The organism is Plasticicumulans acidivorans (assembly GCF_003182095.1).
GTDB lineage: Bacteria > Pseudomonadota > Gammaproteobacteria > Competibacterales > Competibacteraceae > Plasticicumulans > Plasticicumulans acidivorans.
The window spans coordinates 62,414-88,102 of the sequence record NZ_QGTJ01000001.1 but is presented as its reverse complement, the minus strand read 5'-3'; the positions used below and the strand labels follow the sequence as shown (position 1 = coordinate 88,102).

The window sequence follows — 25,689 nt, the reverse complement described above, 5'->3', positions numbered from 1 at the left end:
ACTTTGTTCCGCCTGCCCTGGAGACCTGCCCGATGAATACCGCCACCGCCCGGAACACGCTGCGCTATCTCGACGATCTGTGCCCCGGAGATCGCTTCGAAAGCGCCGAGCACGCGCTCGATATCGAGCAGATCATCGAGTTCGCCGAGCGCTTCGATCCGCAGCCGTTTCATCTCGACGAGGCCGCCGCCGGTGCCAGTTTCTTCGGCGGACTGGCCGCCAGCGGCTGGCATACGGCGGCGCTGACCATGCGCCTGCTGGTCACCAGTGGTCTGCCGATCGCCGGCGGCCTGATCGGCGCCGGCGTCGAAGTCAGCTGGCTGCAGCCGACGCGCCCGGACGATGTGCTGCGCGTGTGCAGCGAAGTGCTGGAGGTGACGCCGTCGCGTTCCCGACCCGAGCGCGGCATCGTCACCGTGCGCAGCGAGACGCTGAATCAGCGCGGCGAAGTGCTGCAGCGGCTGGTGTCGCGGCTGGTGGTGCCGCGACGCCCGCAGGCGGCCTGACGGTGTCAGGGGGCGCTGCTGGCGATCGTGCCGCTGGCGTAGTCGACCGGCAGCGAGGCGTGCTCGTGCACCACTTCCCAGCCGCACTCCCCGCGGCGCAGGCACAGCGTGGTGCGCACCCACGGCAGTGGCTGCGTCTGCGCCTGATCGGTGATCCGGCTCAGGCAGTGAGCGAAGGCCAGATCGCCGCTGACCTGGATTTCCAGGCCGCGGGTCTGGTGGCTGATGTCGCCGTCGAAGTACGGCAGGCATTGCGCCCACAGCGCCCGGTAGGCGCTGCGGCCACGGTGTTCCAGCGGCGGACCGACGTCGAACACGCGCACGCCGGTGGCGTAGTGCTCGCTCAGGCCGTCGGCGTCGCGCGCGTGCAGCGCCTGCGCCCAGGCAGCGATGAGCTGGCGGATTTCGAGCAGGTCGCGGGCGGTGGTATCGAGCTCTGGCATGAAGTTCCTCCGGTCGGGGGCGGTCCCGTAGCCGACCATAGTCGCTGACCGGCGTTCCGTGACTGTTGCAGCCGCACCGCGCCGTGGCATGCCGTGCCGTCGCTCAGGGCTTGCGCGCCACCATCAGGAATACCGGATAGTCGCGGCGCTGCGCACCGTCGCCCTTGCTCAGGGTGAACACGGTGCTGAAGTCGACAGCGGTGAAGCCCGCGCGCTGCGCTCTGGCGCTGAGTTCGCTGCGCTCGAAGCCGTTGTGGCCATCGAAGCCGGCACCGTGGAAGGAGCCGTCCTCGGCGTCGAGGTCGGCGATGCACAGGTAAGCGCCGGGCGCCAGCAGCGTGTACAGGCGCGCGAGCGCGGCGTCGGTGTCGGCGATGTGGTGCAGCGTCATCGCCGAGTAGGCGAGGTCGAACTGCGCGTCCGGCAGCGGATCGTGCAGCAGGTCGAGCTGCAGGACCTGCATGTCGGTGATGCCGCGGGCGGTGAGCTTGGCGCGCAGCACGTCGAGCATGCCGCTGGAATTGTCCGACAGCGTGATCGGCCCGAGCGCCTCGCGCAGCGCGAAGCTCAGCAGGCCGGTACCGCAGCCGAACTCGAAGCCGCGCAGCGCCGGTGCCAGCGGCACCTGGGCACGGATCGCCGCGGCGATCGCCTCGGCGCGCGCGGTTTTCACCGGATCATCGTCCCAGGTCCTGGCTTTGTCATCGAAGCTGATCATGGCGTGTCCTCGGGCTTGCCATCGAAAGTCGCATGGTACGCCGGCGTGCGGCTGCGCTAGCCTGCGCGCCGGTTTTCCAGACGAGTCCTTCGATGAGTGCCTCTCAACTGATCGCGGCCGCCCGCGCGCTGAACGCCGCGCTGGCGCCGCTGCGTTTTGCCGCGCCGAGTCATGTCTACAACCCGCTCGACTACGCCTGGGCGCCGCATGAGCTTTATCTGCGCCGCTACGGCGCAGGGCCCAAGCGCGTGCTGTTCCTCGGGATGAATCCCGGGCCGTTCGGCATGGTGCAGACCGGCGTGCCGTTCGGTGAGATCGCGGCGGTGCGCGACTGGCTCGGCATCGTCGCGGAGGTCGGCAAACCGGCGCAGGAGAACCCGAAAAAGCCGGTCGACGGCTTCGCCTGCCGCCGCGCCGAGGTCAGCGGCCAGCGCCTGTGGGGCTTGTTTGCCGAACGTTTCGGCCGGCCCGAGGCGTTCTTCGCCGAGCACTTCGTCGGCAATTACTGCCCGCTGGCCTTTTTCGAGGCCGGTCGTAACCTGACGCCTGACAAACTGCCGGCCAGCGAGGCCGCGCCGCTGCTCGCCGCCTGCGATGAGCACCTGCGTGCGGTGGTGGCGGCGCTGCAGCCGCAGTGGGTGATCGGCATCGGCAAGTACGCCCGCGCCCAGGCCGAGCGCGCGCTGGCCGGGGCCGTCGCGGCCGGGCCGCTGCGCATCGGCGACGTGCTGCATCCGAGCCCGGCCAGCCCGGCGGCGAACCGCGGCTGGGCCACGGCAGCGAGCGCCCAGCTGGTCGCGCTCGGTATCTGGCCGGCGGGCGGATAATTCCTGCAGTTTTCGTGTGGACATGCTCGGGGGCGGTCGCTACCGTGCCTCGCCCCCGCGAGCTTCACCATGACCCTGCAGGAATTTTCCCGATGAGCACCGATATTCCCGGCACGCCGCGCACCTTCGTTACCTACACCGGCGTCAAGCTGCCGTTTCGCCTGGTCAACGAGCTGAGCGCCGCCGAGGTCGACAACCGCAACACCTATTTCGTCGGCTACTACGACGGCGAGCGCATCAACGGCCTGCGCAAGATGGTCTACGGCAGCATCGAGCTGGAGCACCACTACAGCTACCACGCCAACGGTCAGCTGGCGCAGGCCCGTATCGTCGACATCGACGAGGAAGAGACCGTGCTCTGCTTCGACGAGGCCGGCCAGCCGCTCGACGCCGCCTGAACCCGGGCGACGCCGGCAGCCGACAGGTGGACTCAGTCGGCCAGTGCCGGGTAATCGATGTAGCCGTGCTCGGCGCCGCCGTAGATGCTGGCTTCATCGGTCGGGTTGAGCGCGGCGCCGCGGCGGTAGCGCTCGACCAGGTCGGGATTGGCGATGTAGGGCCGGCCGAAGGCGATCAGATCGGCCTGGCCGCTGGCGATCGCGGCTTCGGCGCTGTCGGCGTCATAGCCGCCGCAGAGGATCAGCGTGCCGCGATAGCGGCGGCGGATCTCGGCCCAGATCGCATCCTTCTGCGCCGGCTCGCCGCTGCCCTGATCGTTGAGATGCAGGTAGGCGAGGCCGCGGCGGTCGAGCTCGGTGGCCGCGTAGGCAAAGGTTGCCAGCGGATCGTCGTCGCTCATGCCGTTAAAGCGGCCGAGCGGTGACAGGCGCACGCCGGTGCGTTCGGCGCCGATCGCCGCACTCACCGCATCGACCACTTCCAGCAGCAGGCGCGCGCGCTTTTCGACGCTGCCGCCATAGGCGTCGCTGCGCTGGTTGCTGCCGGATTCGAGGAACTGGTCGAGCAGATAGCCGTTGGCGCCATGCACCTCGACGCCGTCGAAGCCGACGGCGACGGCATTGCGCGCGGCCTGCGCGAAGCCGTCGATGATCGTTGGGATCTCGGTCAGCGCCAGCGCCTGCGGTGTGGCGGTCGGTACGTGGCGCGGTCCCTGCTCATCGACGATGAAGGCCGTCGCCCCCTCGGCGGCGATCGCCGACGGTGCCATCGGCACCACGCCGCCGAGCAGCGCCGGGTGCGAGATCCGGCCGACGTGCCATATCTGCAGGAAGATGCGTCCGCCGGCGGCGTGTACCGCGTCGGTGACGAGCCGCCAGCCGGCGATCTGCTCGGCGGTGAAAATCCCCGGCGTCCAGGCGTAGCCCTGGGCTTTGTCCATCACCTGCGTGGCTTCAGTGACGATCAGGCCGGCGCTGGCGCGCTGGGCGTAGTAGGTGGCGTTCATCGCCGTCGGCACGTCGCCGGGCTGGCCCGCCCGCGAGCGGGTCATCGGCGCCATGACGATGCGGTTGGGAAGTGTCAGCGCGCCGAGCGCGCAGGGGGTGAACAGCTTGTCGAGGCTCATCGAAAAACTCCCGGCAGATGAATGACGCAGTCGATTATCGGTCCTAGAATCTATTCGACAAGTACGTACTGTTTTGTGATGTAGTCACCTTTTTGATACTAAAGCGCCGAAGCAATCCGGCGTGAAAGACCCTGGGTGAACGATATGGGTGAATCCTGTGATCCCGCTGACATGCGCTGCCCGGTCGAGGCGACGCTGAACGTCATCGGCGGCAAGTGGAAGGCGGTACTGGTCTGGCATCTGCTCGAAGGTGGCGTGCTGCGGTTCGGCGAACTGCGCCGGCTGCTGCCGGGCATTACGCAGAAGATGCTGACGCAGCAGCTGCGTGAACTGGAGGCCGCTGGCGTGATCAGCCGCACCGTCTACGCCGAAGTGCCGCCGCGCGTCGAATACGCGGTGACCGCGCACGGCCGTTCGCTGCGCCCGTTGCTGGAGGCGATGCACGCCTGGGGTTTGCAGCACTGCCTGCAGCGCGACGATGATATTGCAATGCCGCAAAATTTCGTAATGTAAAACTCAACTCCACGATACGGACTTAGCTGATCTGGGTCAGGGCTTGCCTTAATGGTGCGGTGCGACACTGCGGTTCCCCCAGCTTGTTGAAGGAGTAGGGATCATGCAGACCGAGACCGCAGACATTGCTCAGAGCAGCACGCGCATCGTGTTGGACGGCAATGAAGCCGCCGCCCGCATCGCGTATCTGGCCAGCGAGGTCGTTGCGATCTACCCGATCACCCCGTCGTCCTCCATGGGCGAATGGGCGGATGAGTGGGCGGCCCACGGCAAACGCAATCTGTGGGGCGCGGTACCGCAGGTCATCGAAATGCAGAGCGAGGGCGGTGCCGCCGGCGCGATCCACGGTGCGCTGACCACCGGCGCGCTGGCCAGCACCTTCACGGCCTCGCAGGGCCTGCTGCTGATGATCCCCAATCTCTACAAGATTGCCGGCGAACTGACGCCGGCGGTGATCCACGTCGCCGCGCGGGCGGTGGCCACGCATGCGCTGTCGATCTTCGGTGACCATTCCGACGTGATGGCGGCGCGCGGCACCGGCTGCGCGCTGCTGGCCTCGGCCTCGGTGCAGGAAGCGATGGACATGGCGGCGATCGCCCACGCCGCAACGCTGAAAGGGCGGTTGCCGTTCATTCATTTCTTCGACGGTTTCCGCACCTCGCACGAGCTCGACGATGTCGAGGAGGTCGATGCCGCGCAGCTGCACCGGCTGATCGACGATGCCGACGTCCATGCCCACCGCGCCCGCGCGCTGAGCCCGGAACACCCGGTGGTGCGCGGCACCGCGCAGAACCCCGACGTGTTCTTCCAGGCCCGCGAGGCGGTCAATCCGTTCTACGACGCGCTGCCCGGCATCGTGCAGGCGACGATGGAGCGTTTCGCCGCGCTCGGCGGCCGTCGCTATCAGTTGTTCGACTACGTCGGCGATCCGCGTGCCGAGCGGGTGCTGGTGCTGATGGGCTCCGGTGCCGAGACCGCCGAGGAAGCCGTCGCCGCACTGCGCGCCCGTGGCGAACGCGTCGGCGTGCTCAAGGTGCGGCTGTTCCGGCCGTTCGCCAGCGAGGTCTTCGTTGCCGCACTGCCGCCGACGACGCGGGCGATCGCCGTGCTCGATCGCTGCAAGGAGCCGGGCAGCGCCGGCGAGCCGCTGTACCAGGACGTGCTGACGGCGCTGGCCGAATGCGGCGAGGCGCACTTCGCCCGTCTGCCGCGGGTCAGCGGCGGCCGCTACGGTCTGGCCTCGAAGGAATTCACGCCGGCGATGGCCAAGGCGGTGTTCGACGATCTGGCCAAGGAGGCACCGCGTCGGCATTTCACCGTCGGCATCCATGACGACGTCACTCACCTCAGCCTGGCCTTCGATCCCGACTGGCGCAGTGGCGCCGGTCGCGGCGTCACCGCCTGCGTGTTCTACGGCCTCGGCTCGGACGGCACTGTCTCGGCCAACAAGAACGCGATCAAGATCATCGCCGAGCACACCGGCCTGCATGCGCAGGGCTATTTCGTCTACGACTCGAAGAAGTCCGGTGCGATGACGGTTTCGCACCTGCGCTTCGGCCCGCAGTCGATCCGCTCGCACTACCTGATCGGCCCCGGCGAGGCCAGCTTCGTCGCCTGTCACCAGCCGGCCTTCGTCGGTCGCTTCGATCTGCTCGAACTGGCGGCGAGCGGCGCGGTGTTCCTGCTCAACACGCCGCTGGCGCCGGAGCGGGTGTGGGCGGCGCTGCCGCCGACCATGCAGCGCACCATCCGCCGCAAGGAGCTGCGGCTGTACGCGATCGACGCCTACGCGCTGGCGCAGGCGCAGGGCATGGGCCGGCGCATCAACACCATCATGCAGACGGCGTTCTTCGCCATCGCCGGCATGCTGCCGCAGCAGGATGCGATCAGCGCCCTCAAGCACGCCGTGGAAAAAACCTACGGGCGCAAGGGCCAGCGCCTGGTCGAGCAGAACTTCGCGGCGATCGATGCCACCGTTGCCGGGCTGGCCGCGGTGCCGGTGCCGCTCGATGGCGACCGCGAGCAGGAATGCGTGACGGCCGCGCCGAGCGCCGTGCCGGAGTTCGTCGCCCGCGTCACCCTGCCGCTGATCCGCGGTCAGGGCGAGCGCCTGCCGGTGTCGCTGATGCCGGCCGACGGCACCTGGCCGGTCGGTACCACTCGCTACGAAAAGCGCAATCTGGCGCTGCAGATCCCGGTGTGGGAGCCGGATCTGTGCATCCAGTGCGGCAAGTGCGTGCTGGTCTGCCCGCATGCGGCGATCCGCTCCAAGGCCTTCACCAGTGATGCCGCGGCGCTCGCGCCGGCCGGCTTCAAGCACGATGCGGCCAAGGGCAAGGAGTACGACGGCAGCCTGCGCCTGAGCTATCAGGTGGCACCGGAGGACTGCACCGGCTGCAATCTGTGCGTCGACGTCTGCCCGATCCACGACAAGTCCGACAACCGCCGCAAGGCGCTGAACATGGTCGAGCTCGACGATGCACTGCGCACCAGCGAGCGGGCCAACTGGGCGTTCTTCGTCGAGCTGCCGGAGCACGACCGGGCGGCGGTGCGCCCGAGCATCATCCGCTCGGCGATGCTGTTCGAGCCGCTGTTCGAGTTCTCCGGTGCCTGCGCCGGCTGCGGCGAGACGCCGTACCTGAAGCTCGCCAGCCAGCTGTTCGGCGATCGCATGCTGGTCGCCAACGCCACCGGCTGCTCGTCGATCTACGGCGGCAACCTGCCGACCACGCCGTGGGCGGCGAATGCCGAAGGCCGCGGGCCGGCGTGGAGCAATTCGCTGTTCGAGGACAACGCCGAGTTCGGTCTGGGCATGCGTGCGACGCTCGACCAGCAGCGCACGCAGGCCGAGGGGCTGCTGGTGGCGCTGCGCGATCGGCTCGATCCGGCACTGGTCGCCGCGCTGCTCGAATCCAAGCAGGACGACGAGGCCGCGCTGCGTGCCCAGCGCGAGCGCGTCGCGGCGCTGCGGACGGCACTGGCCGGCATCGACGATCCGCGTGCCCGCGAGCTGGCGACGCTGGCCGAGGCGCTGCAGCGCAAGAGTGTGTGGATCGTCGGCGGTGACGGCTGGGCTTATGACATCGGCTACGGTGGCCTCGACCACGTGCTGGCCAGCGGTCGCGACGTCAACATCCTGGTGCTCGATACCGAGGTCTACTCCAACACCGGCGGCCAGACCTCCAAGGCCACGCCGCGCGGCGCGGTCGCCAAGTTCTCCGCCGGCGGCAAGCGCGTCGCCAAGAAGGACCTGGCGCTGCTGGCGATGGACTACGGCCATGTCTACGTCGCCCGCGTCGCCTATGGCGCCAAGGACCAGCAGACGCTGTCGGCCTTCCTCGAAGCGGAAGCCTGGCACGGACCGTCGCTGATCATTGCGTACTCGCCCTGCATCGCTCACGGTGTCGATCTCGCGCACAATCTGCGCCAGCAGGAGCTGGCGGTGGCCAGCGGTCACTGGCCGCTGTTCCGCTTCGATCCGCGGCGGGCGGCGGCGGGCAGCAATCCGCTCAAGCTTGACAGCGCGCGCCCGAGCATCCCGTATGCGAACTTCACGCGTACCGAAGGCCGCTTCGAGATGTTGCGCATCGCCGACCCGTTGACCGCAGGGCGGCTGACGGCGGAGGCTCAGCGCGAAGTGCTGGCGCGTTACCACCACTACGAACAACTGGCCGGACTCGCTCAGGACGAACTGCCGGCTCCCCAGGACATGTCTAAGAACGAAGCAGAGGAATGAGCCGCATGAGCGACCTGAGCACCACTTATCTCGGACTGCGTCTGGCCAACCCGCTGATCGCAGGCGCCTCACCGCTGTCGCGCAGCGTCGACCATGCACTGAAGCTGGAAGATGCCGGCGCCGCGGCGCTGGTGATGTTCTCGCTGTTCGAGGAGGACATCATCGAGCAGGAAGAGAACTGGCTGCGCTTCGTCGATCAGGCGGCGCTCGGCCACGGCGAGGCCGACAGCTTCCTGCCGGAGCCGCCGGCTTACCGCTCGACGCTCGACCGCTACGTCGAACAGCTGAGCAAGCTCAAGCAGCGTCTGTCGATCCCGGTGATTGCCAGCCTCAACGGCGTCTCCCGCGAGGGCTGGCTGCACCACGCCCGCAAGCTCGAAGAAGCCGGCGCCGATGCGCTCGAACTCAACGTCTACTACCTGGCCGGCACGCCGGCGGAGTCAGCCGTCGATGTCGAGCAGCGCTACCTCGACCTGCTGGCGACGCTGCGTGCCGAAGTCAACCTGCCGATCGCGATGAAGCTCTCGCCGCAGTTCAGCGCACTGCCGCACTTCGTGCGCCGGCTCGAAGGCGAGGGCGCCAACGGCGTGGTGCTGTTCAACCGCTTCTACCAGCCCGACATCGACCTCGACACGCTGAAGCTGGTGCACGAGCCCTCGCTGTCGCGCCCCGAGGACGTACGTCTGGCGCTGCACTGGATCGCCATCCTGCGCGGTCGCGTGCACTGCTCGATCGCCGCCAGCGGCGGCGTGCACAGTGCCGACGAGGCGCTGCGCATGCTGCTGGTCGGTGCCGATGCCGTGCAGATGTGCAGCACCCTGCTGCAGCACGGCGCCAGCCGCCTGCGCGAGACGCTGAGCGCGATGCAGCAGTGGCTGGAAGAGCGTGAGTACGACTCGGTGGCGCAGCTGCGCGGCAGCCTGAGCGAGGCGCGCATCTCCGATCCGGGCGGCTACGAGCGCGTGCATTACCGCGAGACGCTGCACAGCTGGGAGAGCGCCCCGGGCGTGTGGCGCTGAGGCCGCCGGCCGCCTCCTGAACAGTGCCGCTGCAGACCGACGACCCCCGTGGCCGAGATGGCGACGGGGGTCGCTGTTTGTCTGGGGGTGACGCATGCCGCTGTCATCTGCGGCTCGCAGACTGCCGATGCGTGCTGCGGCGCACAGATTTGGCGGCCGTGGCGCATCGACGTGTTGCCGCGTGAGACCGATGATGCCGGCGGGGAATCACGGAGCGATTCGCACTGAGGAGGAAATATCCATGTTTACAGAGCGCTTGCAAAACGACGCCGACGACAAGGCCGAACATCTCGTGCAGATCGCCGAGCGTCTCACGCAATGGCAGGAGCGCCTCGCCGCCGTCGGCCAGGATCAGGCCGGGCGCCTGCGCGATACGCAGCTGGGTCTGCAAAAGGCCGGCGCCGAGCAGAGCGCGGCGCTGTACGCCACGCTCGGTGCCGTCGGCTCGCCGCTGCAGCTGGCGCAGGCCTTGGCCGAGTACCTGGGCGATGCCGCGCAGCGCGGGCTGATCTTCTGGGACGTGATGCGCAAGCGCGGCAACGAATACATCGAGCATTCGCTGGCCGGGCGCCCGCCGATGCTGAGCTTCGACTACGAAGTTCTGCTCGATGCCGGCACCTTCGCGGAGCACCCCTGCAATTACGCGCTGGTGCGCATCGTGCCGCCGGCCGGCATCAGCGTCGATCCGCTCAAGCGGCCTTACGTCATCGTCGATCCGCGTGCCGGCCACGGTGCCGGCATCGGCGGTTTCAAGAACGACTCCCAGGTCGGTGTGGCGCTGCGCGCCGGCCATCCGGTGTATTTCGTGATCTTCCGTCCCGAGCCGGTGCCCGGCCAGCGGCTGGCCGACGTCGCCCGCGCCGAGGCGCGCTTTCTGCGCGAGGTGCGCCAGCGTCACGAGGCGGCGCCCAAGCCCTGCATCATCGGCAACTGCCAGGGCGGCTGGGCGGTGATGGGGCTGGCAGCGGCCGATCCCTCGCTGGTCGGGCCGATCGTCATCAACGGTGCGCCGCTGTCGTACTGGGCCGGCAGCAGCGGGCAGAACCCGATGCGCTACACCGGCGGCCTCACCGGTGGCAGCTGGGCCGCGCACTGGCTGTCGGACCTCGGCAACGGCCGCTTCGACGGTGCCCTGCTGGTCGACAACTTCGAGCGGCTGAACCCCGGCAACAGCTACTTCGGCAAGTACTACACGCTGTTCGAGAACGCCGAGCAGGAGGAGGCGCGCTTCCTGCACTTCGAGAAATGGTGGGGCGGCTATTCGCTGCTCAACGGCGACGAGATCGAGGCCATCGTCGATGAGCTGTTCGTCGGCAATCACCTCGCCAGCCGCCAGATCCGCGGCCCCGACGGTCACCTGCTCGACCTGCGCAACATCCGCTCGCCGATCGTGGTGTTCTGCTCCGAGGGCGACAACATCACGCCGCCGGAGCAGGCGCTGTTCTGGATCGCCGATCTCTACCCCGACGACCGCGCCATCCGCGCCGCCGGGCAGACCATCGTCTACCTGCGCCACCTGCACATCGGTCACCTCGGCATTTTCGTCTCCGGCGGCATCGCGCGTAAGGAATACGACCGCATCGTCGGCACGCTCGACGAGATCGAACGCCTGCCGCCGGGGCTTTACGAGATGCTGCTGAGCGAGGACGGCCGCAACGCCAGCGGCGATCCGCGCTACCGCGTCAGCTTCGCCGAACGCTCGCTCGGCGATCTGCTCACGCTCGATCACGACACCCGCGCCGAGGAGCGCTACTTCGAGGTGGTGCGCGCGGTCTCCGAGTTCAACCGCCACGCCTACGAGCTGTTCGCCGCGCCGCTGATCAAGGCCGGCAGTTCGGAGTTCAGCGCCGAGCTGAGCCGCCAGGCGCTGCCGCTGCGTGTCGCGCATTACGGCCTGTCGGACTTCAATCCCTGGCTGCTCGCCATCAAGCCCTTCGCCGAAGCGGCGCGCGCGCAGCGCCAAGCGGCGGCCGTCGACAACCCCTTCGTGCTCGCCGAGCGCGCCTTCGCCCACGGTCTTGAAGCGTGGATGAACCTGTGGGGGCGCGACCTGCGCGACAACGCCTGCGAGCTGGCCTTCTACGGTCTTTACGGTTGGCTGGCGGCGCTCGGTGTCGGCCTCGATCAGCACGCCCCGGCGGCTGCGGAGCAGCGCGCCACCGAAGACCGCGTCGCCGAGTTCGTCGATGCCCATCTCGATGCCGGCGGCGCGCGCGGCGCGCTGCTGCGCATGCTGGTGGAGCTGGCCGGCACCGCCGGGGAGCTCGACGCCGAGACGCTTTCCGGCACGCTGGAGCGCGCCCGCGCCACCGGCCTGTTCGAGGGCATGGACAGCGACACGCTGCGCCAGCTGGTGCATGCGCAGAGTACGGTGCTTGCCTACGCTCACGATGCCGCGCTCGATGCCCTGCCGCGCATGCTCGCCGACCCGGCCGAACGGGCGCGCACGCTGCAGGCGCTCGATGCCATCGTGCCGCTCGATCTGGTGCAGCGGCCGAATGTCGCCGCGGCGATCCATGACCTGCATGCCCGGCTGCCGCTGGTGCACCCGCAGGCAGAGGCGACAGGGCCGGCCGCCGGCTGAGGAGGCCGTCGCGGTGGGCAGGGCGGTGGCGGCAGTCGTATGCTGCAGGTGCACAGACGTGCACCTTCCCGCTTTCCATGTCCGATCCTGAGGAGTGACTCGATGGTCATCCTGCTCAACGGTATTCCTGCCGACACCACACTCGAAGCACTGACCGGCTTTCTCGCCGAGCACGGCCTGGCCGACGCCCACGACGCGCAGCTGCTGCCGGGCGACGGTTCGGCCCCGGCGGCCAGCTTCCGCCTCGACGTTTCCGCCGCCGAGGCCGAGGCCGTGGTCAAGGCCCTGCGCGGCAAGTTCTGGAACGGCAGCGAGCTGCAGCCGCAGCTGCTGGTGCTGGGCAGCTGAGATCAGGCCCGGCTGCCGGCGCGCCAGGGTTGCAGGCGGCGCAGCAGGCGGGCGCTCAGTTGGGCATAGAGCGTCCGCACCATGGCGGCGGTCAGGAAGATCATCACCGCCATCGCCGCCGCACCGGCGACGTCGCCGGCATCGTCCATGTTGAGGATCGCCACCGCGGCGAGCACGGTGTCCGGTGAATACAGGAACACCACCGCCGAAACCGTCGTCAGCGCGTTGACGAAGAAATACATCGCCAGATCGAGCAGCGCCGGCAGGCACAGCGGCAGCGTGACGCGGCCGAGCAGCCGCCAGGCCGGCGTGCGCAGCGAGGCGCCGACGGCTTCGTATTCCGGGTCGAGCTGGCGCAGCGCGGTCACCGCGCCGAGGTGGCCGACGGTGTAGAAGTGCGCGACCGTGGCGATCACCAGGATCGCCAGCGTGCCGTAAAGGCCGTGCAGCGGATTGCCCGGATGGTTGAAGAACAGGATGTAGGCGATGCCGAGCACCAGCCCCGGCACCGCCATCGGCAGCAGCGCGAGCATGTGGATCAGGCCGCGCAGCCACGGCAGCGCCGGCACCTTCTCGCACAGCCAGGCACCGAGAAACACCAGCGTGGTGCCGGCCAGTGCCGTCAGCGTCGCCAGCCACAGTGAATTGCGATACGCCAGCCAGCTGCCGCCGTCGCGCAGATCGAAGTTGTAGTTGGCCAGCGTCAGCGTCAGGTCATACGGCCACAGCCGCACCAGCGAGGCGTAGACCGCCATGCCGAGGATGCCGAGCAGCGCCACCGCCAGCAGCGAGCAGCAGGCGAACAGCGGCCAGTCGCGCGCCGGGCGCGGCGTCGGCAGATAGGGCTGGGCACGGCTCGACAGCGCCGAGTGATGACGGCCGATGCGCCGTTCGAGGATGAAGGCCGCCAGCGCCGGCAGCAGCAGCACGATGGCGACGACCGCGCCCATGCGGAAATTCTGCTGGCCGACCACCTGCTTGTAGACATCGGTGGCCAGCACCGGGTAGTCGCCGCCGATGACCTTGGGCACACCGAAGTCGGTCAGTGTCAGCGTGAAGGTGACCAGCGCGGCGCTGATCAGGCCGTATTTGGCGCCCGGCAGCGTCACCGTGCGGAAGGTGCGCCAGTGGCTGCTGCCGAGCGCGGTCGCCGCCTCGTAGAGACGGCCGTCGGCGCCGGCCAGCGCGATCAGCAGGATGGTCAGCGCATGCGGAAAGGTCCAGAAACAGGAGCCGATGACGATGCCGATCGGCCCGTAGATCGGCTCACCGAACAGCCAGTCGCGGATCACGCCCTGGCGGCCGAACAGGTACACCAGCGCGATCGCCGGCAGCAGCGATGGCGCCAGCAGCGGCGACAGCGCGACCAGCCGGAAGGCGCCGCGCGCCGGTATGCACGAGCGCGTCAGCGCGTAGGCGTAGACGAAGGCCGTCGCGGTGACGATCAGCGTGGTCAGCCCGGCCACCAGCAGGCTGTTGCCGAGCGAGGCGCGCAGCGCCGGCCGCGACAGGTATTCGGCGAAATTGGCCAGGCCGATGAAATGCCCGGCGGCATCCTCGACGCTGCGCGACAGCAGCGCATACAGCGGCAGCAGCAGCGTGACGCCGAGATAAGCCAACAGCAGCCACAGCCCGGCGCGCAGCCAGAAGGCGTTGGCGTCGCGCGTCACCACCGGCCCGAGCACCGCGCTCATGCGCCGGCTCCGTCGTGCGGGAAGACGCGGATCGCCGTCGGCTCGATGGTCGCCATCAGGCGCACGCCGAGCGACAGCCCCCACTGCCGCGCCTGCGCCGCCGGCAGATCGGCGTACAGCACGCGCGCGCCGAGGGCGGCATCACCGAGCGTCAGCCGCAGCACCGGACCGAGGAATTCCAGCGCGCGCACCTCGACGGCGATGCCGTGCAGGGCGTCCTCGTCGGTGCTGAGCAGGACATCTTCCGGGCGCACCGCGAGGCGGACCGGCGTGCCGGGAAAGGCCTCGACGGTGCAGTCGAGCGCGACCTCGCCGATGCGCGCGCGGCCGATGGCGTCGACCTCGGCGTCGATGAAATTCATCGTGCCGACGAAACCGGCGACGAACGGCGTCGCCGGCTCGCAGTAGATCGCTTCCGGCGTGCCGATCTGCTCGATGCGGCCGCGGTTCATCACCACGATGCGATCAGCCATGGTGATCGCCTCTTCCTGATCGTGGGTGATCATGAGGGTGGTCAGGCCGAGGCGCCGCTGCAGCGCGCGGATCTCGTGGCGCAGGTGCACGCGCACCCGCGCGTCGAGCGCCGACAGCGGCTCGTCGAGCAGCAGCAGGCCCGGTGCCAGCGCCAGCGCACGCGCCAGCGCCACGCGCTGCTGCTGGCCGCCCGACAGCTCGCTGGGGAAGCGGCCGGCCAGCGCCTGCAGGCCGACCAGCTCCAGCAGCTCGGCGACGCGGCTGCGCACCGCGGCGCGCGGCTGGCGGCGGTTTTCCAGGCCGAAGGCGACGTTCTGCGCCACCGTCAGGTTCGGAAACAGCGCATAGGACTGGAACACGATGCCGAAATCGCGCGCCGCCGGCGGCAGCTGCGAGATGTCGCGGCCGTCCTGCTCGATGCGGCCGAAGCTCTGCGGATCGAGGCCGCAGATCGCCCGCAGCAGCGTGGTCTTGCCGCAGCCGGACGGGCCGAGGATGCAGACGAATTCGCCGCGCTCGATGTCGAGTGAAACATCATCGACCGCCACGCTGCTGCCGAAGCGCTTGCTGAGGTTGTGCAGCCGCAGATACGGCGTTGCTGCCGCGACCGGCGCTCGCAGCGGGTGCGGGCCGCGAGGCGCGTCATGCGTGTCGGACGGGGCATGAGGGGGCAGTTCGGTGGCGCTCATCGGCATCGGCGATTTCCGGCGTGAGGAGTGGCCCTGAATGCATGACGCCCGCCCGGCAGCGGCCGTAGCGGGCGTGCGCGCAGGGGGAGTTACTTGGCTTCGGACTTGCCGTCGTAGCGCTTCGACCACTCGCCGAGGATCGCCTCGCGATGCTCGGCGGCCCAGGCGAAGTCGTTCTTGATCATCTTGTCGATGATGCCGGCCGGGAAGTTCGGCACCGGCTTGGCGATGCCGGGCATGGCGACGACGGCATATTCCTCGTTGTACATCTCGTTGGCCTTGCGGCTGACCGACCAGTCAGCCAGCGCCTTGGCCGCTTCGAGCTTCGAGGTGCCCTTGACGATGCCGAACGATTCGAGATCCCAGCCGACGCCTTCGCTCGGTGCGATCACCTCGATCGGCGCGCCCTTGGTCTTTTCCTTGGCGCCGCGATAGGCGAAGGAGACGCCGATGACGGTTTCACCGGCCGCGGCCATCTTGCAGGGCTTGGAGCCGGAGTGCGTGTACTGGGCGATGTTCTCGTGCAGCGCATCCATGTAGGCCCAGCCCTTGGCTTCGCCCCACATCTGCAGCCAGCTGGAAACATCGAGGAAGCCGGTGCCCGAAGACGCCGGGTTCGGCATGACGACATGGCCCTTGTAGACCGGCTTGGTCAGGTCGGCCCAGCTGCTCGGCTTGGGCAGGTTGAGCTTCGCCGCCTCGGCGGTGTTGAAGCACAGCGAGGCGATCCAGGCGCGCTGGCCGATCCAGCGCGGCGGGTTTTCGCTGTCACGGTAGGCCGGCGTCAGCGCATCGAGGCCCTTCGGCGCGTAGGGCTGGAAATAACCTTCCTTGGCCAGCGCCAGCAGGCTGGTCGCCGCCAGCCCCCAGACCACGTCGGCCTGCGGCGCGGCTTTTTCGGCCAGCAGCTTGGCAGTGATGATGCCGGTCGAGTCACGTACCCATTTGATCTCGATGTCGGGATTGTCGGCTTCGAAGGCCGCCTTGAATTTCGCCAGCTCGTCGGCCTCGACGGCGGTGTAGACCAGCAGCTCGGTCTTGGCGTGGGCGCCGGCGGCGAAGCCGGCCAGCAGCAGGGCGGTGATCAGCTTGATACGAGAGGGGAACATGCGGAGCCTCGTCGGGTTGGCAGACGCCGCGCAGTGTCCTCGCCGAATGTTGCAGGTGCGTTAAAGTTGTGACAGAAAATTCATTTAATTCATGAGCTTGAAGTTTTTTCAGAGCAGCCGCAAGGACCACGCCGGCGGCTGCCGGACGTGGTCTTGGCCGGGGCTTGTGGCGGCTCAGCCGCCGCGTTTGCCGGCGCGTGCCGCGCCGCAGCGTGAAAGCCAGTCGGGGCTGAAGCGATCGATCGAGCCGAAGCGAGCCGGCGCAAACGCCGCGAGGTCGACGAACGGCGTGCGTCCGGCGGCCAGCTCGGCGAGTGCCTGACCGATGCCGCCGGAGGCGGCGACGCCGCTGCCGCAGCAGCCGCTGGCGACCAGCAGGCCGTCGAGTCCGGGCAGTGCGCCGAGCACGTAACGTCCGTCCGGCGTGTAGGTGGACAGTCCGCTGACGTGGTGGCGGATGCCGACCTCGATCAGTGTCGGGCTCAGTCGCGCCAGCGCCGGCGCGATGCCGGCCAGCGCCGGCCAGCCATCGCCGGTGTCGAAGCCCTCGATGTCATGCGGCAGGGTGCGGGCGTCGAACACGGCCGAGCGCGATTCGCGCACGCCGAACAGCAGGGCGCCGAGTTCGGGGCGGGCGTAGAGGCCGAGGTCCGGCAGCAGCACCACCGGCATCGTCAGCGGGAATTTCGGCGTCGCGCTGGCGGTGATCCAGTACTGGCTGCGCACGGCGGCGAAGGGCAGGCTGCCGCCGTAGGGGCCGGCGAGCAGGCCGGCCCAGACGCCGCTGGCGTCGACCACGCAGCCGGCGGCGACCGCGCCGCGCGTGGTCTCGACCCCGACCACGCGCTCGCGCTCGACCTGCAGCGCGGTGACCTCGACACCGGGCTGCAGGCGCGCACCGTGGCCGCGGGCGGCGCGGCCGTAGGCCATCGCCAGGCGGTAGGGATCGATCCAGCTTTCCGCCGGCAGCAGCAGTGCCTGACGGATGGCGTCGGCCGCCAGCCACGGTGCCAGGCGCTGAGCGGCGCTGGCGCCGAGCCATTCCCAGGGCTCGCCGGTGCGTGCGGCGAGGCTGGCCAGCTGTTGCAGGCGGTCGGCGGCGGTCTCGCTGGCGGCGACGTGCAGCTGGCCGCTGCGCCGGCGGTCCAGCGGTTCGCCGAGTTCGGCTTCGAGTTCGTCGATCGCCGCGTCGGTGCGGCGGGTGAAGGCCATCAGTTCGGCCGATTCGCGCAAGCGTGTCAGCAGCGCCGCGGCCTGGCTGGAGGCTTGCGCCGCCGGCATGCCGCGTTCGAGCAACAGCACGCGGCCGTAGCCGGCGCGCGCGTAGTGCCAGGCCACGGACTGGCCGATGACACCGCCGCCAATGACGATCAGGTCTGCGTTCGGGGGGAGTGGCTTCATGTGCCGGTCTCGGTAAGGGCGTCATCGAGGATGTCGAGCGCCAGGTCCATTTCCATGCGACTGAGCGTCAGCGGGGGCGTCAGCGTCAGCACGTTGCCGAGCGTGGTTTTGAACGACAGTCCACGGCTCAGGCAAGCGTAGAGCACCGCTTCGGCCTCGGCGTTCGCCGGCTCGCGGCTGACGCGGTCGCGCACCAGCTCGACGCCGAGCAGCAGGCCGCGGCCGCGCACGTCGCCGATCAGCGCGTGGCGCTGCTGCAGGGCACGCAGGCGGCCGAGGGCGTAGTCACCGAGTGCGCGCGCATGCTCGACCAGACCCTCGTCGACGATGATCGCCAGGGTTTCCAGTGCCGCGCGCGCGGTGACCGGGTTTTTCTCGTGCGTGTAATGGCCGAAGGCCCAGTCGGCGCCGACGTCGAGCTCGGCGCGGCACAGCGTGGCGGCGATCGGCAGCACGCCGCCGCCGAGCGCCTTGCCGAGCACCAGGATGTCCGGGGTGACGCCCTCGTGTTCGCAGGCGAACAGCCGTCCGCTCTTGCCGAGGCCGCTCGGAATTTCATCGAAGATCAGCAGCGTGCCGTGCGCATCGCAGGCCTCGCGCACGCTCTGCCAGAAGCCCGGTGGTGGCAGATAGGGCACCACCCGCGCCGGTTCGGCAATCACCGCGGCGACGTCGCCCTCGCGTTCGAGCACGTAGCGCACCATCTGCGCGCAGCTCAGGCCGCAGTCGGGGTAGGGCGGCGCGCCGTCGCGGCCGCGGTGGCCGTACGGGCAGCGGTAGCAGGCGAACGGCGGCACATGCTCGCAGCCGCTGAGTAGCGGACCGATCGGCCCGGAGCGGAACAGCGCCTCGCCGCCGACGCTGGCGGCACCGAAGCCGGCGCCGTGAAAGGCATCCCAGAAAGAGATTGTCTTGAAGCGTCCGGTCGCGGCGCGGGCCAGCTTGAGCGCGATTTCGATGGCATCGGAGCCGCCGGTGGCGAACAGCACGCGTTCGAGGCCGGCCGGCGCCAGCTCGACGAGCTTCTCGGCCAGCGCCACCGCCGGCTCGCAGGTGAAGCGGCGCGGCGCGAAGCTCAGCGCATCAAGCTGCTCGCGGATCGCCGCCAGCAGGCGCGGATGGGCGTAGCCGATGTGGTGGACGTTGTTGCCGTGGAAATCCAGATAGCGCCGGCCGTCGGCGTCCTCGATCCAGCTGCCTTCGGCGCGCACCACCGCGCTCAGGCAGGGCGTCGACACCGACTGGCGCAGGAACACCGCGGCATCGCGCTTGACCAGTGCGCGCGAGTGCGGACCGAGCTGCGCCGCCTGCCACTGCGCGCGGCGCGAGCCGGTATTGGTGTCACCCTCGCCGGGGCGCGGCGCCGGCGGGCCGGGCCTGGCTGTCACGGCTGCTCGCCGCGGCCGAGGCGGGCGTCGATATCGGCGACCACCGCCGGCAGCTCGGCGATCGAATCGATGACGTAATGCGCACCGCAGCGCGCCAGCCGGTTGCGGGCGGCGGCGGCGAGGCGCTGCTGCTCGGCCTCGGCGAGCGCGTCCCAGCTCGGCAGGTCGAGGCCGAGTTCGTTGCCGCTGACGGCGACAGCGACCGTCCACATGCCGGCGTTGAGTCCTTCCTCGATGCCCGGCACGGTGTCGTCGACCTTGACGCAGGCCTGCACGCAGTCGACGCCGAGCTCGATGGCGTTCTTCAGGCTCATGTGTGGCCAGGGCCGCCCGCGCGGCACTTCGGTGGCGCAGACGTTGCTGTCCGGCCGGTAGCCGTGGTGGGCGGCGACGCGGGCGACGATGTCGAGCATCTCGCGGCTGTAGCCGGTGTTGGCGCCGATGGCGATGCCGCGCTCGCGCAGTGCGCCGATGGCTTCCAGCGCACCGGGCACCGGCACGCCGCTGGCTTCGAGCACGGCGAGCTGCAGCGGGATGAACTCGGCGTAGAGCGCGTCGATGCCGGCTGCGTCGATGGCGCCGTTGCGCGCGTGCCAGGCGCTGGCGATGCGCGGCGCGGTGAGCAGCTGGCGGATGTGTTCACGCTTTTCGCTGCCCATCGGCCCGCGGGCTTCGGCGCTGCTGATCGCCACGCCGTGGCGGGCGAACAGCTCGCAAAAGGCGGTGACCGGCGCGAGCGAGCCGAAGTCGACGGTGGTGCCGGCCCAGTCGAGGATCACGGCACGCACGGGGCCGCTGTAGCGGCGCTGGTAACGGTAGGTCATGGTCTTGGCTCAGGTGTCTGGCGGCGGGCGCCGGCTCAGAAGGCGGGCTGGGCGGCGACGACGGCCGGGTCCGGCGCGCCGTCGGCAATGTCGAGTTCATCGAGCGCGCTGCGCACGGCGGCGAGCACGCCGTCGATCTGCGCATCGAACAGCTGGCCGATGACGCCGATGCGGAAGCTGTCGACCGAGGTCAGCTTGCCCGGGTAGATGACGTAGCCACGCGCCTTGATCGCCAGGTAGAAGCGCTCGAAGTCAAAGCGCGCCGAGCCCGGCACCAGGAAGCTGACGATGATCGGCGAGCGCCAGCGCGGCGCCAGCAGCGGCCGAAAACCCAGCGCCTGCATGCCGGCGACCAGGCGTTCGGCGTTGCGCGTATAGCGGGCCAGGCGCCCGGTCTGGCCGCCTTCCTGCGCATAGAGTTCGAGCGCCCGGGCGGCGGCGGCGACGACGTGGGTCGGTGGTGTGTAGCGCCACTGTCCGCTGCGCTCGAAGTAGCGCCACTGGGCATGCAGGTCGAGGCACAGCGAGTGCGCCTGGCCGGCGCTGGCGGCGAGCCGCTCGCGGCGGATCAGCGCGAAGCCGAAGCCGGGCACGCCTTCGATGCACTTGTTGGCCGAGGCGATCAGCGCCGCCGCCGGCAGCTCGCGCAGGTCGAGCGGCAGTGCGGCGAAGCTGCTCATCGCGTCGACGATCAGCTCGCGGCCGCAGCGTGCGACCACTTCGGCGATCGCCGCCAGCGGATTGAGGATGCCGCTGGAGGTCTCGCAGTGCACGACGCAGACCCAGCCGAGCTCGGGGTCGGCGCGCAGCCGGCGTTCGACCTCGGCCGGCTCGGGCGGCAGGTAATCGCCGGTGTCGAGCACCTCGCAGGCCCGCCCCATCACGCTCAGCTGCTCGGCGATGCGCTTACCGTAGGCGCCGTTGGCCAGCACCAGCGTCTTCGCGCTGCGCGGAATCAGCGTGCCGAGCGTGGCCTCGACGGCGAAGCTGCCGCTGCCCTGCACCGGCACACAGACGTGGCTGGCCTCGCCGTGAGCGATGGCCAGCAGCGCGCCGCGCACCCCGGCGGTCAACGTGCGGAATTCGGCATCCCATGAACCCCAGTCGTGCAACATCGCCTCGCGGGTGGCGCGGGCGGTGCTGAGCGGGCCGGGCGTGAGCAGCCAGGGGTCGGCGGGGAGGGCGCTCTGGGTCATCTCGGTGAGTCCGTGCTGCAACGATGCCGATAGCCTGCGCGTCGTATATTTCATTCATCCAATCGTTATTCTGGATGTCTGAAATAAGTCTGCATTATGGATTGGACCTGCTCATCGCAGGGGAGGGAACCGGTGAATCTGATCCAGTTGCGCGCCTTCGATGCCGTCGCCCGTGACGGCAGCTTCACCCGTGCCGCCGAGCGGCTCAGCGTCAGCCAGCCGGCGGTGACGGCGCACGTCAAGGCGCTGGAAAACTACTACGGCGTGACGCTGTTCCAGCGGCGCGGCCGCGGCATCGAGCCGACCGAACTCGGCCGGCAGCTGGCGACGATCAGCCGTCGCCTGTTCGCCGCCGCCGACGAGGCGGCCGACCTGCTCGAAGCCACCCGCGAGCTGCACGAAGGGCGTCTGGAGATCGCTGCCGACGGTCCGCACCTGCTGATGCCGCTGCTCGCGGCGTTTCGCACGCGTTACCCCGGCGTGAGCCTGGCGCTGACCATGGGCAATGCCCGCGACACGCTGGCGCATCTGCTCGCCGAGCGCTGCGATCTGGCGGTGCTCGCCGAGCTCGCCGCCGATCCGGCGCTGCATGCGGTGGCGTTTCAGCGCCATCCGATCGTCGCCATCGTCGCCCGCAGCCACCCGTGGGCGCTGGCCGGGCGCGCGAGCCTGGCGTTCGCCGAGCTCGATGGGGTGCCGATGGTGATGCGCGAGCCGCAGTCGGTGACCCGCCGCAGTGTCGAGGCGGTCTGCCGCGAGCGTGGCGTGCGTCCGCTGCGGATGCTGGAAATCGCCAGTCGCGAGGCGATGAAGGAAGCCGTCGCTGCCGGACTCGGGATCGGGGTGATCAGCGCGGCGGAGCTCGGTCGGGACGAGCGCTTCCATGCGCTGGGGTTTGCGGATGCCGACATCCACCACACGCAGTATCTGGCCTGCCTGGAGCGGCGGCGCGAGATGCGTCCGGTGCGGGCGTTCTTCAGCCTGCTGCCGGCGCTGGCGGCGGATTAGGCGGCGTCGCCGCTGTTGTGTGACGCGGCGGCAGCGCCCGTCATCTGCGCCTGCAGGGCGGCGTAGTAGGCGGCGTAGCGCGCTTCTTTGCCGCGCACGCAGAACACGATGTGCTCGGCGATGTTCTCGCAGTGATCACCGATGCGCTCCAGCGCCTTGGCCACCTGCACCAGATCGATGCCGCTCTGGATCATCGCCGGGTTCTCGCTCATCACCGTGGACAGGCGATTGAGCGCTTTGCGAAACGCCGTATCGAGTGCGTCGTCGCGATTCAGCAGCGTTTGTGCGAAGTCGACGTCGTGGTCGCGCAGCGCGGTGAGCGCGTCATCGAGCAGTGCGGTCGCCAGCGGCAGCAGCGGCAGCACGCTGTCTTCGAGCAGCGAACGGCGCGTGGTGCCACGGTGACCGAGCTCGCTGCCGAGGGCGGCGATCTTGCGGCACTCGTCGCCGATGCGTTCGAGTTCGCGCGCGGCGTTGGTCAGCGACAGTACGTGGCGCAGATCGCCGGCCAGCGGTGCGCGCAGCGCCAGCAGCAGCTCGATCGCCCGTTCGGCGTCGTTGTCACACTGGTCGATGCGCTCCTCACGGGCAAACACGCGACCCGCCATGGCCAGCGCCGCAGCGCGCTCGTATTCACCGAGGATCATGCTGACGGCATCGAGCTGCTCACGTGCCAGCGTGCCCATTTCCAGCACCGTTCGGCGCAGCTCGCTGATCTTCTCGTCATAACTGCTGACGATGTGCTCGCCGGTATCGAAAGTCATGGGAATTCCTCGTCAGGGGCGCGTGCTCCGCCGACGGGCCGTGCGGCGGAGCGGCCGCCGCGCAGCGTGGCGCAGGGGCATGACAGTTCAGTGACAGTTGCGTGTCGGCGGAAACCGTACGCGCCACAGGCTGTCCATGTTCACGGACATGCGGGCATCATCCGTTCTTCGTCAGTCCTTTGCGTCTGGCCCTCTGTCGTGTCCGCTACCGCTTTCGCCCCATCCCCGAGGTCGATCCATGACGCCATTGCCGCGCCTGCTCGCCTGTTGTCTGCTCCTGCTGCTGCCGCTTGCCCACGCCGCGCCGCCCACCCGACCGGTACCGGAAGACCCGTTGCTGGCGACGATCAGCGGCGTCGCGGCCGAGGGTGGCCTGCTGCCGGCCGACGACGTGCCGACCGTCGAATACGAATACGTGCGCTACCCGTGGCGCCCGGTGCCGGACGTGCTGTGGTTCGCCGGCACGATGCGCTACACGGTGGCGGCACAGCCCGGCGCCGCGCCGCTCGCCTTCGTCATTGCCGGTACCGGCGCCGATGCCGATTCATCGAGCATGCGCACGCTGCGCCGGGCGCTGTACCAGGCCGGCTGGCATGTAGTCACGGTGCCGTCGCCGACGCATGCGAGCTTCATCGTCGCCGCCTCGCAGCGCTCGCTGCCCGGTTACCTGTTCGGCGACGTCGATGACCTGTACGCAGTGCTGCAGGATCTGCGCGAGCGGCTGGCCGGACAGCTGCAGATCAGCGCCGTCGATCTGGTCGGCTTCAGCCTCGGCGGCACGCAGGCCGGGCTGCTGGCGGCGCGCGATGCGCAGGAGCACCGGCTCGGGCTGCGCCGCGTGGTGCTGGTCAACCCGGCGGTCAGCCTGTGGAATTCGGTGAGCCGGCTCGATGCACTGCTCGAAGACAACATCCCCGGCGGGCTCGCGCACTTCGACGTGTTCGTCGATGACATCTTCGAGCGCTTCGCCGCGGTGTATTCGAGCAGTGAGGACATGACCTTCGATGCCGAATTCGTCTTCCACACGCTCGGCCGCGGCCGTCAGGCCAGCGATGCGATCGGTGCGCTGATCGGCGCGGCGTTTCGTCTGTCGGAGGCGAGCATGCTGTTCGTCGCCGATGTCATGCGTGATGCGGGGTTCCTCAAGCCGGCCGGCTACCCGCTGCAGACCAGCGATTCCCTGAGCGGTTACCTGCGCGTCAGCGCCGGCGTGAGCTTTCGCGATTACGTGCGCCGCTTCCTGTTGCCGCAGGTGCAGCGCGAACGCCCGGCGCTGACGCTCGACCGGCTGATCGACGAGAGCAGCCTGATGCAGGTCGGCGGCTTCCTGCGCCGCAGCCCGGACATCGGTGTGGTCACCAATGCCGACGACATCATCCTCGGTCGGGATGAAGTGGACTGGCTGCGCACGACCTTCGGCCGCCGCGCCCGCATCCACGCCCACGGTGGCCACGGCGGCAACCTGGCGCGACCGGAATTCCTCGCCGATGTGATCGCGCTGCTCGGCGCTCCGCGCACGGAGGTGGCACATGCGTCGCATTGAACGCACCGCGGTCGCAGCGCTGCTCGCTGCACTGTTGAGTCTGGCCGGCGGCTGCGCCGCGGTCGCCCCGCCGATCGCCGCACCGGCACAGGCCAGCACCGAGCGCGTCGGGCTGGCCAAGCTCGATCTGATCGAGGATCCCTGGGAGGGCTTCAACCGGCGCATGTACCGCTTCAACGCCTGGTTCGACGAGGCGGTGTTCCTGCCGGTGGTGCGCGGCTACCGTGCCGTGACGCCGGAATTTGCCCGCAACCGCGTGCACGATTTCTTTAACAACGTTGCTGACATCGACACGATGATCAATGCCGCGCTGCAGCTGCAGGGCCGCAAGACGCTCGATGCGCTGGCGCGGGTGACGCTGAACTCGACCTTCGGTCTGCTCGGCGCGTTCGATGTCGCCGACGGTCTCGGCCTGCCGCAGCCGCAGGAGGATTTCGGCCAGACGCTCGGCTACTGGGGCGTCGGCAGCGGGCCGTATCTGGTGTTGCCGCTGCTCGGCCCGTCATCCCTGCGTGACGGTGTCGGCCGCGGTGTGGACTTCGCGGCGCGCAGCGCCTGGCAGCCGGACCTGCTGTTCGGCAACTGGGGGCAGGCGGTGGTCATGGCGAGCTTCGAGGCCGTCGACCTGCGCAGCACGATCGCCTTTCGCTACTACCAGAGCGGTTCGCCGTTCGAATATGAGCTGCTGCGCCTGCTGTACACGAAAAAGCGCGAGATCGACATCGGGCGCTGAGCGCCGGCGTGCGCACTTCAGTCCGGCAGCGGGGCGGCGGCGATGCCGCGGAAGAAGATGTCGACCAGCACGCGCGCGTCGCGGCGCAGCGAGCAGTGGCGCTCGGGGGCGAACAGCCAGTCGCTGATCGTGCCGAGCATGAAGTTGTGCAGTGCGACGGCGGCCAGGTGCGGATCGAGGCCGCGCCGCAGCTGGCCGAGCTGATGCGCGTGATACATGACTTTTTCCTTCGCCTCCATGACCTTGCAGACGTGCGAGTCGAAGCGCTCGCAGAGCTGGCCCATTTCGGCGACGTACTCGCATTTGTGCAGGATGACGCTGAGCACGCGGCACAGGTGCTCGTCGTCGACCAGATTTTCGAGATCCTCGATGCAGCGGATGCGCAGGGCGCCGAGCGGATCTTCGAGCGTGGCGAGTTTTTCCAGCGTTTCGCTGAAGGGCATGGCGATGCGTTCGTGCATCGCGTTGAACAGGTCGAGCTTGTCCTGGAAGTGCCAGTAGATCGCCCCGCGCGTCAGCCCGGCGGCCTGAGCGATGTCGGCCAGCGAGGTGTGCGAGACGCCCTGTTCATGGAACAGCTTCTCGGCGGTATCGAGGATCAGAGTCCGGGTCTGTTCGGCTTCGGCCTTGGTCTTTCTGGCCATTGC

23 protein-coding genes are annotated in these 25,689 nt (G+C 69.2%); 11 read left to right on the top strand and 12 right to left on the bottom strand.

Annotation, left to right across the window (positions count from 1 at the left end; genetic code table 11):
* Positions 1-32 precede the first annotated feature (32 nt).
* A complete protein-coding gene (locus C7443_RS00340; RefSeq protein WP_110016589.1) occupies positions 33-506 on the top strand; it encodes a MaoC family dehydratase in 474 nt (157 codons plus the stop codon).
* Positions 507-511: 5 nt separating this feature from the next.
* Here C7443_RS00340 and C7443_RS00335 read toward each other — a convergent pair whose 3' ends face one another.
* Complete coding sequence (locus tag C7443_RS00335) at positions 512-949, bottom strand: YybH family protein (RefSeq protein WP_170123423.1); 438 nt, start codon at positions 947-949, stop codon at positions 512-514.
* Positions 950-1,052: 103 nt separating this feature from the next.
* Positions 1,053-1,667 carry a class I SAM-dependent methyltransferase gene (locus C7443_RS00330; protein ID WP_110016587.1) on the bottom strand — a complete coding sequence of 205 codons (615 nt, stop codon included), beginning with the start codon at positions 1,665-1,667 and terminating at the stop codon, positions 1,053-1,055.
* 92 nt (positions 1,668-1,759) lie between these two features.
* Between C7443_RS00330 and C7443_RS00325 the strand changes: the two genes are divergently transcribed.
* Entirely contained in the window at positions 1,760-2,494 is a 735-nt protein-coding gene (locus C7443_RS00325) for a uracil-DNA glycosylase family protein (RefSeq protein WP_110016586.1), read from the top strand.
* 92 nt (positions 2,495-2,586) lie between these two features.
* The gene (locus C7443_RS00320; RefSeq protein ID WP_110016585.1) at positions 2,587-2,892 is read left to right on the top strand and encodes a DUF6156 family protein; all 306 of its coding nucleotides are present in this window, start codon (positions 2,587-2,589) and stop codon (positions 2,890-2,892) included.
* 32 nt (positions 2,893-2,924) lie between these two features.
* Here C7443_RS00320 and C7443_RS00315 read toward each other — a convergent pair whose 3' ends face one another.
* Positions 2,925-4,019, bottom strand: a complete 1,095-nt coding sequence (locus C7443_RS00315; protein WP_110016584.1) for an alkene reductase — start codon at positions 4,017-4,019, stop codon at positions 2,925-2,927.
* Positions 4,020-4,163: 144 nt separating this feature from the next.
* On the opposite strand from C7443_RS00315, the gene C7443_RS00310 reads away from it, so the two are divergent.
* The 5 genes from C7443_RS00310 (at position 4,164) to C7443_RS00290 (ending at position 12,219) form a co-directional block, all read left to right on the top strand.
* Positions 4,164-4,532 (top strand): winged helix-turn-helix transcriptional regulator, encoded by a 369-nt coding sequence (locus tag C7443_RS00310; RefSeq protein ID WP_110016583.1) that lies wholly within the window; start codon positions 4,164-4,166, stop codon positions 4,530-4,532.
* Positions 4,533-4,635: 103 nt separating this feature from the next.
* The gene (gene nifJ / locus C7443_RS00305; RefSeq protein ID WP_110016582.1) at positions 4,636-8,268 is read left to right on the top strand and encodes a pyruvate:ferredoxin (flavodoxin) oxidoreductase; all 3,633 of its coding nucleotides are present in this window, start codon (positions 4,636-4,638) and stop codon (positions 8,266-8,268) included.
* Positions 8,269-8,273: 5 nt separating this feature from the next.
* Positions 8,274-9,287 (top strand): dihydroorotate dehydrogenase-like protein, encoded by a 1,014-nt coding sequence (locus C7443_RS00300; protein ID WP_246004481.1) that lies wholly within the window; start codon positions 8,274-8,276, stop codon positions 9,285-9,287.
* Positions 9,288-9,528: 241 nt separating this feature from the next.
* On the top strand, positions 9,529-11,871 hold the full coding sequence (locus C7443_RS00295; protein ID WP_170123422.1) for a DUF3141 domain-containing protein: 2,343 nt from the start codon (positions 9,529-9,531) through the stop codon (positions 11,869-11,871).
* Between the two features lie 102 nt (positions 11,872-11,973).
* Positions 11,974-12,219: a hypothetical protein gene (locus C7443_RS00290; RefSeq protein ID WP_110016579.1), complete on the top strand. Its 246-nt coding sequence runs from the start codon at positions 11,974-11,976 to the stop codon at positions 12,217-12,219.
* 2 nt (positions 12,220-12,221) lie between these two features.
* Here C7443_RS00290 and C7443_RS00285 read toward each other — a convergent pair whose 3' ends face one another.
* The 7 genes from C7443_RS00285 to C7443_RS00255 all read right to left on the bottom strand — a co-directional run bounded on the left by C7443_RS00285 (position 12,222) and on the right by C7443_RS00255 (position 20,994).
* Positions 12,222-13,913, bottom strand: coding sequence for a putative 2-aminoethylphosphonate ABC transporter permease subunit (locus tag C7443_RS00285; RefSeq protein WP_110016578.1), 1,692 nt, complete (start codon positions 13,911-13,913; stop codon positions 12,222-12,224).
* Positions 13,910-15,082, bottom strand: coding sequence for a putative 2-aminoethylphosphonate ABC transporter ATP-binding protein (locus C7443_RS00280; RefSeq protein ID WP_246004480.1), 1,173 nt, complete (start codon positions 15,080-15,082; stop codon positions 13,910-13,912). Before C7443_RS00280 ends, C7443_RS00285 begins: the two co-directional genes overlap by 4 nt.
* An 83-nt stretch (positions 15,083-15,165) precedes the next feature.
* Complete coding sequence (locus tag C7443_RS00275) at positions 15,166-16,185, bottom strand: putative 2-aminoethylphosphonate ABC transporter substrate-binding protein (RefSeq protein ID WP_110016577.1); 1,020 nt, start codon at positions 16,183-16,185, stop codon at positions 15,166-15,168.
* Between the two features lie 174 nt (positions 16,186-16,359).
* Positions 16,360-17,586 carry an NAD(P)/FAD-dependent oxidoreductase gene (locus C7443_RS00270; RefSeq protein ID WP_110016576.1) on the bottom strand — a complete coding sequence of 409 codons (1,227 nt, stop codon included), beginning with the start codon at positions 17,584-17,586 and terminating at the stop codon, positions 16,360-16,362.
* Positions 17,583-18,974 carry a (R)-1-hydroxy-2-aminoethylphosphonate ammonia-lyase gene (gene pbfA, locus C7443_RS00265; RefSeq protein WP_110016575.1) on the bottom strand — a complete coding sequence of 464 codons (1,392 nt, stop codon included), beginning with the start codon at positions 18,972-18,974 and terminating at the stop codon, positions 17,583-17,585. The genes C7443_RS00270 and pbfA overlap by 4 nt, the downstream gene beginning before the upstream one ends.
* Positions 18,971-19,798: a phosphonoacetaldehyde hydrolase gene (gene phnX, locus C7443_RS00260; RefSeq protein ID WP_110016574.1), complete on the bottom strand. Its 828-nt coding sequence runs from the start codon at positions 19,796-19,798 to the stop codon at positions 18,971-18,973. Before phnX ends, pbfA begins: the two co-directional genes overlap by 4 nt.
* 35 nt (positions 19,799-19,833) lie before the next feature.
* Positions 19,834-20,994: a 2-aminoethylphosphonate--pyruvate transaminase gene (locus tag C7443_RS00255; RefSeq protein ID WP_110016573.1), complete on the bottom strand. Its 1,161-nt coding sequence runs from the start codon at positions 20,992-20,994 to the stop codon at positions 19,834-19,836.
* Positions 20,995-21,126: 132 nt separating this feature from the next.
* Between C7443_RS00255 and C7443_RS00250 the strand changes: the two genes are divergently transcribed.
* Positions 21,127-22,002, top strand: coding sequence for a LysR substrate-binding domain-containing protein (locus C7443_RS00250; RefSeq protein ID WP_110016572.1), 876 nt, complete (start codon positions 21,127-21,129; stop codon positions 22,000-22,002).
* Here C7443_RS00250 and phoU read toward each other — a convergent pair.
* On the bottom strand, positions 21,999-22,766 hold the full coding sequence (gene phoU, locus C7443_RS00245) for a phosphate signaling complex protein PhoU (RefSeq protein WP_110016571.1): 768 nt from the start codon (positions 22,764-22,766) through the stop codon (positions 21,999-22,001). The two genes, C7443_RS00250 and phoU, sit on opposite strands and share 4 nt — an antisense overlap.
* Before the next feature lie 238 nt (positions 22,767-23,004).
* On the opposite strand from phoU, the gene C7443_RS00240 reads away from it, so the two are divergent.
* Together C7443_RS00240 and C7443_RS00235 are read left to right on the top strand one after the other, a co-directional pair.
* Positions 23,005-24,309: an alpha/beta fold hydrolase family protein gene (locus tag C7443_RS00240; RefSeq protein WP_110016570.1), complete on the top strand. Its 1,305-nt coding sequence runs from the start codon at positions 23,005-23,007 to the stop codon at positions 24,307-24,309.
* Positions 24,296-25,042, top strand: coding sequence for an MlaA family lipoprotein (locus C7443_RS00235; protein WP_110016569.1), 747 nt, complete (start codon positions 24,296-24,298; stop codon positions 25,040-25,042). The genes C7443_RS00240 and C7443_RS00235 overlap by 14 nt, the downstream gene beginning before the upstream one ends.
* A 17-nt stretch (positions 25,043-25,059) precedes the next feature.
* Here C7443_RS00235 and C7443_RS00230 read toward each other — a convergent pair whose 3' ends face one another.
* Positions 25,060-25,686, bottom strand: coding sequence for a TetR family transcriptional regulator (locus C7443_RS00230; RefSeq protein ID WP_110016568.1), 627 nt, complete (start codon positions 25,684-25,686; stop codon positions 25,060-25,062).
* Positions 25,687-25,689 lie beyond the last annotated feature (3 nt).

Bases quoted from the DNA above. Each gene is read 5' to 3' on its own strand.
- C7443_RS00315 (WP_110016584.1), bottom strand. From the start codon at position 4,019: ATGAGCCTCGACAAGCTGTTCACCCCCTGCGCGCTCGGCGCGCTGACA.
- C7443_RS00335 (WP_170123423.1), bottom strand. From the start codon at position 949: ATGCCAGAGCTCGATACCACCGCCCGCGACCTGCTCGAAATCCGCCAG.
- C7443_RS00300 (WP_246004481.1), top strand. From the start codon at position 8,274: ATGAGCGACCTGAGCACCACTTATCTCGGACTGCGTCTGGCCAACCCG.
- C7443_RS00270 (WP_110016576.1), bottom strand. From the start codon at position 17,586: ATGAAGCCACTCCCCCCGAACGCAGACCTGATCGTCATTGGCGGCGGT.
- C7443_RS00280 (WP_246004480.1), bottom strand. From the start codon at position 15,082: ATGCCGATGAGCGCCACCGAACTGCCCCCTCATGCCCCGTCCGACACG.
- phnX (WP_110016574.1), bottom strand. From the start codon at position 19,798: ATGACCTACCGTTACCAGCGCCGCTACAGCGGCCCCGTGCGTGCCGTG.
- C7443_RS00285 (WP_110016578.1), bottom strand. From the start codon at position 13,913: ATGAGCGCGGTGCTCGGGCCGGTGGTGACGCGCGACGCCAACGCCTTC.
- C7443_RS00290 (WP_110016579.1), top strand. From the start codon at position 11,974: ATGGTCATCCTGCTCAACGGTATTCCTGCCGACACCACACTCGAAGCA.
- C7443_RS00310 (WP_110016583.1), top strand. From the start codon at position 4,164: ATGGGTGAATCCTGTGATCCCGCTGACATGCGCTGCCCGGTCGAGGCG.
- nifJ (WP_110016582.1), top strand. From the start codon at position 4,636: ATGCAGACCGAGACCGCAGACATTGCTCAGAGCAGCACGCGCATCGTG.
- C7443_RS00295 (WP_170123422.1), top strand. From the start codon at position 9,529: ATGTTTACAGAGCGCTTGCAAAACGACGCCGACGACAAGGCCGAACAT.
- C7443_RS00330 (WP_110016587.1), bottom strand. From the start codon at position 1,667: ATGATCAGCTTCGATGACAAAGCCAGGACCTGGGACGATGATCCGGTG.
- phoU (WP_110016571.1), bottom strand. From the start codon at position 22,766: ATGACTTTCGATACCGGCGAGCACATCGTCAGCAGTTATGACGAGAAG.
- C7443_RS00325 (WP_110016586.1), top strand. From the start codon at position 1,760: ATGAGTGCCTCTCAACTGATCGCGGCCGCCCGCGCGCTGAACGCCGCG.
- C7443_RS00340 (WP_110016589.1), top strand. From the start codon at position 33: ATGAATACCGCCACCGCCCGGAACACGCTGCGCTATCTCGACGATCTG.
- C7443_RS00230 (WP_110016568.1), bottom strand. From the start codon at position 25,686: ATGGCCAGAAAGACCAAGGCCGAAGCCGAACAGACCCGGACTCTGATC.
- C7443_RS00275 (WP_110016577.1), bottom strand. From the start codon at position 16,185: ATGTTCCCCTCTCGTATCAAGCTGATCACCGCCCTGCTGCTGGCCGGC.
- C7443_RS00240 (WP_110016570.1), top strand. From the start codon at position 23,005: ATGACGCCATTGCCGCGCCTGCTCGCCTGTTGTCTGCTCCTGCTGCTG.
- C7443_RS00235 (WP_110016569.1), top strand. From the start codon at position 24,296: ATGCGTCGCATTGAACGCACCGCGGTCGCAGCGCTGCTCGCTGCACTG.
- C7443_RS00320 (WP_110016585.1), top strand. From the start codon at position 2,587: ATGAGCACCGATATTCCCGGCACGCCGCGCACCTTCGTTACCTACACC.
- C7443_RS00255 (WP_110016573.1), bottom strand. From the start codon at position 20,994: ATGACCCAGAGCGCCCTCCCCGCCGACCCCTGGCTGCTCACGCCCGGC.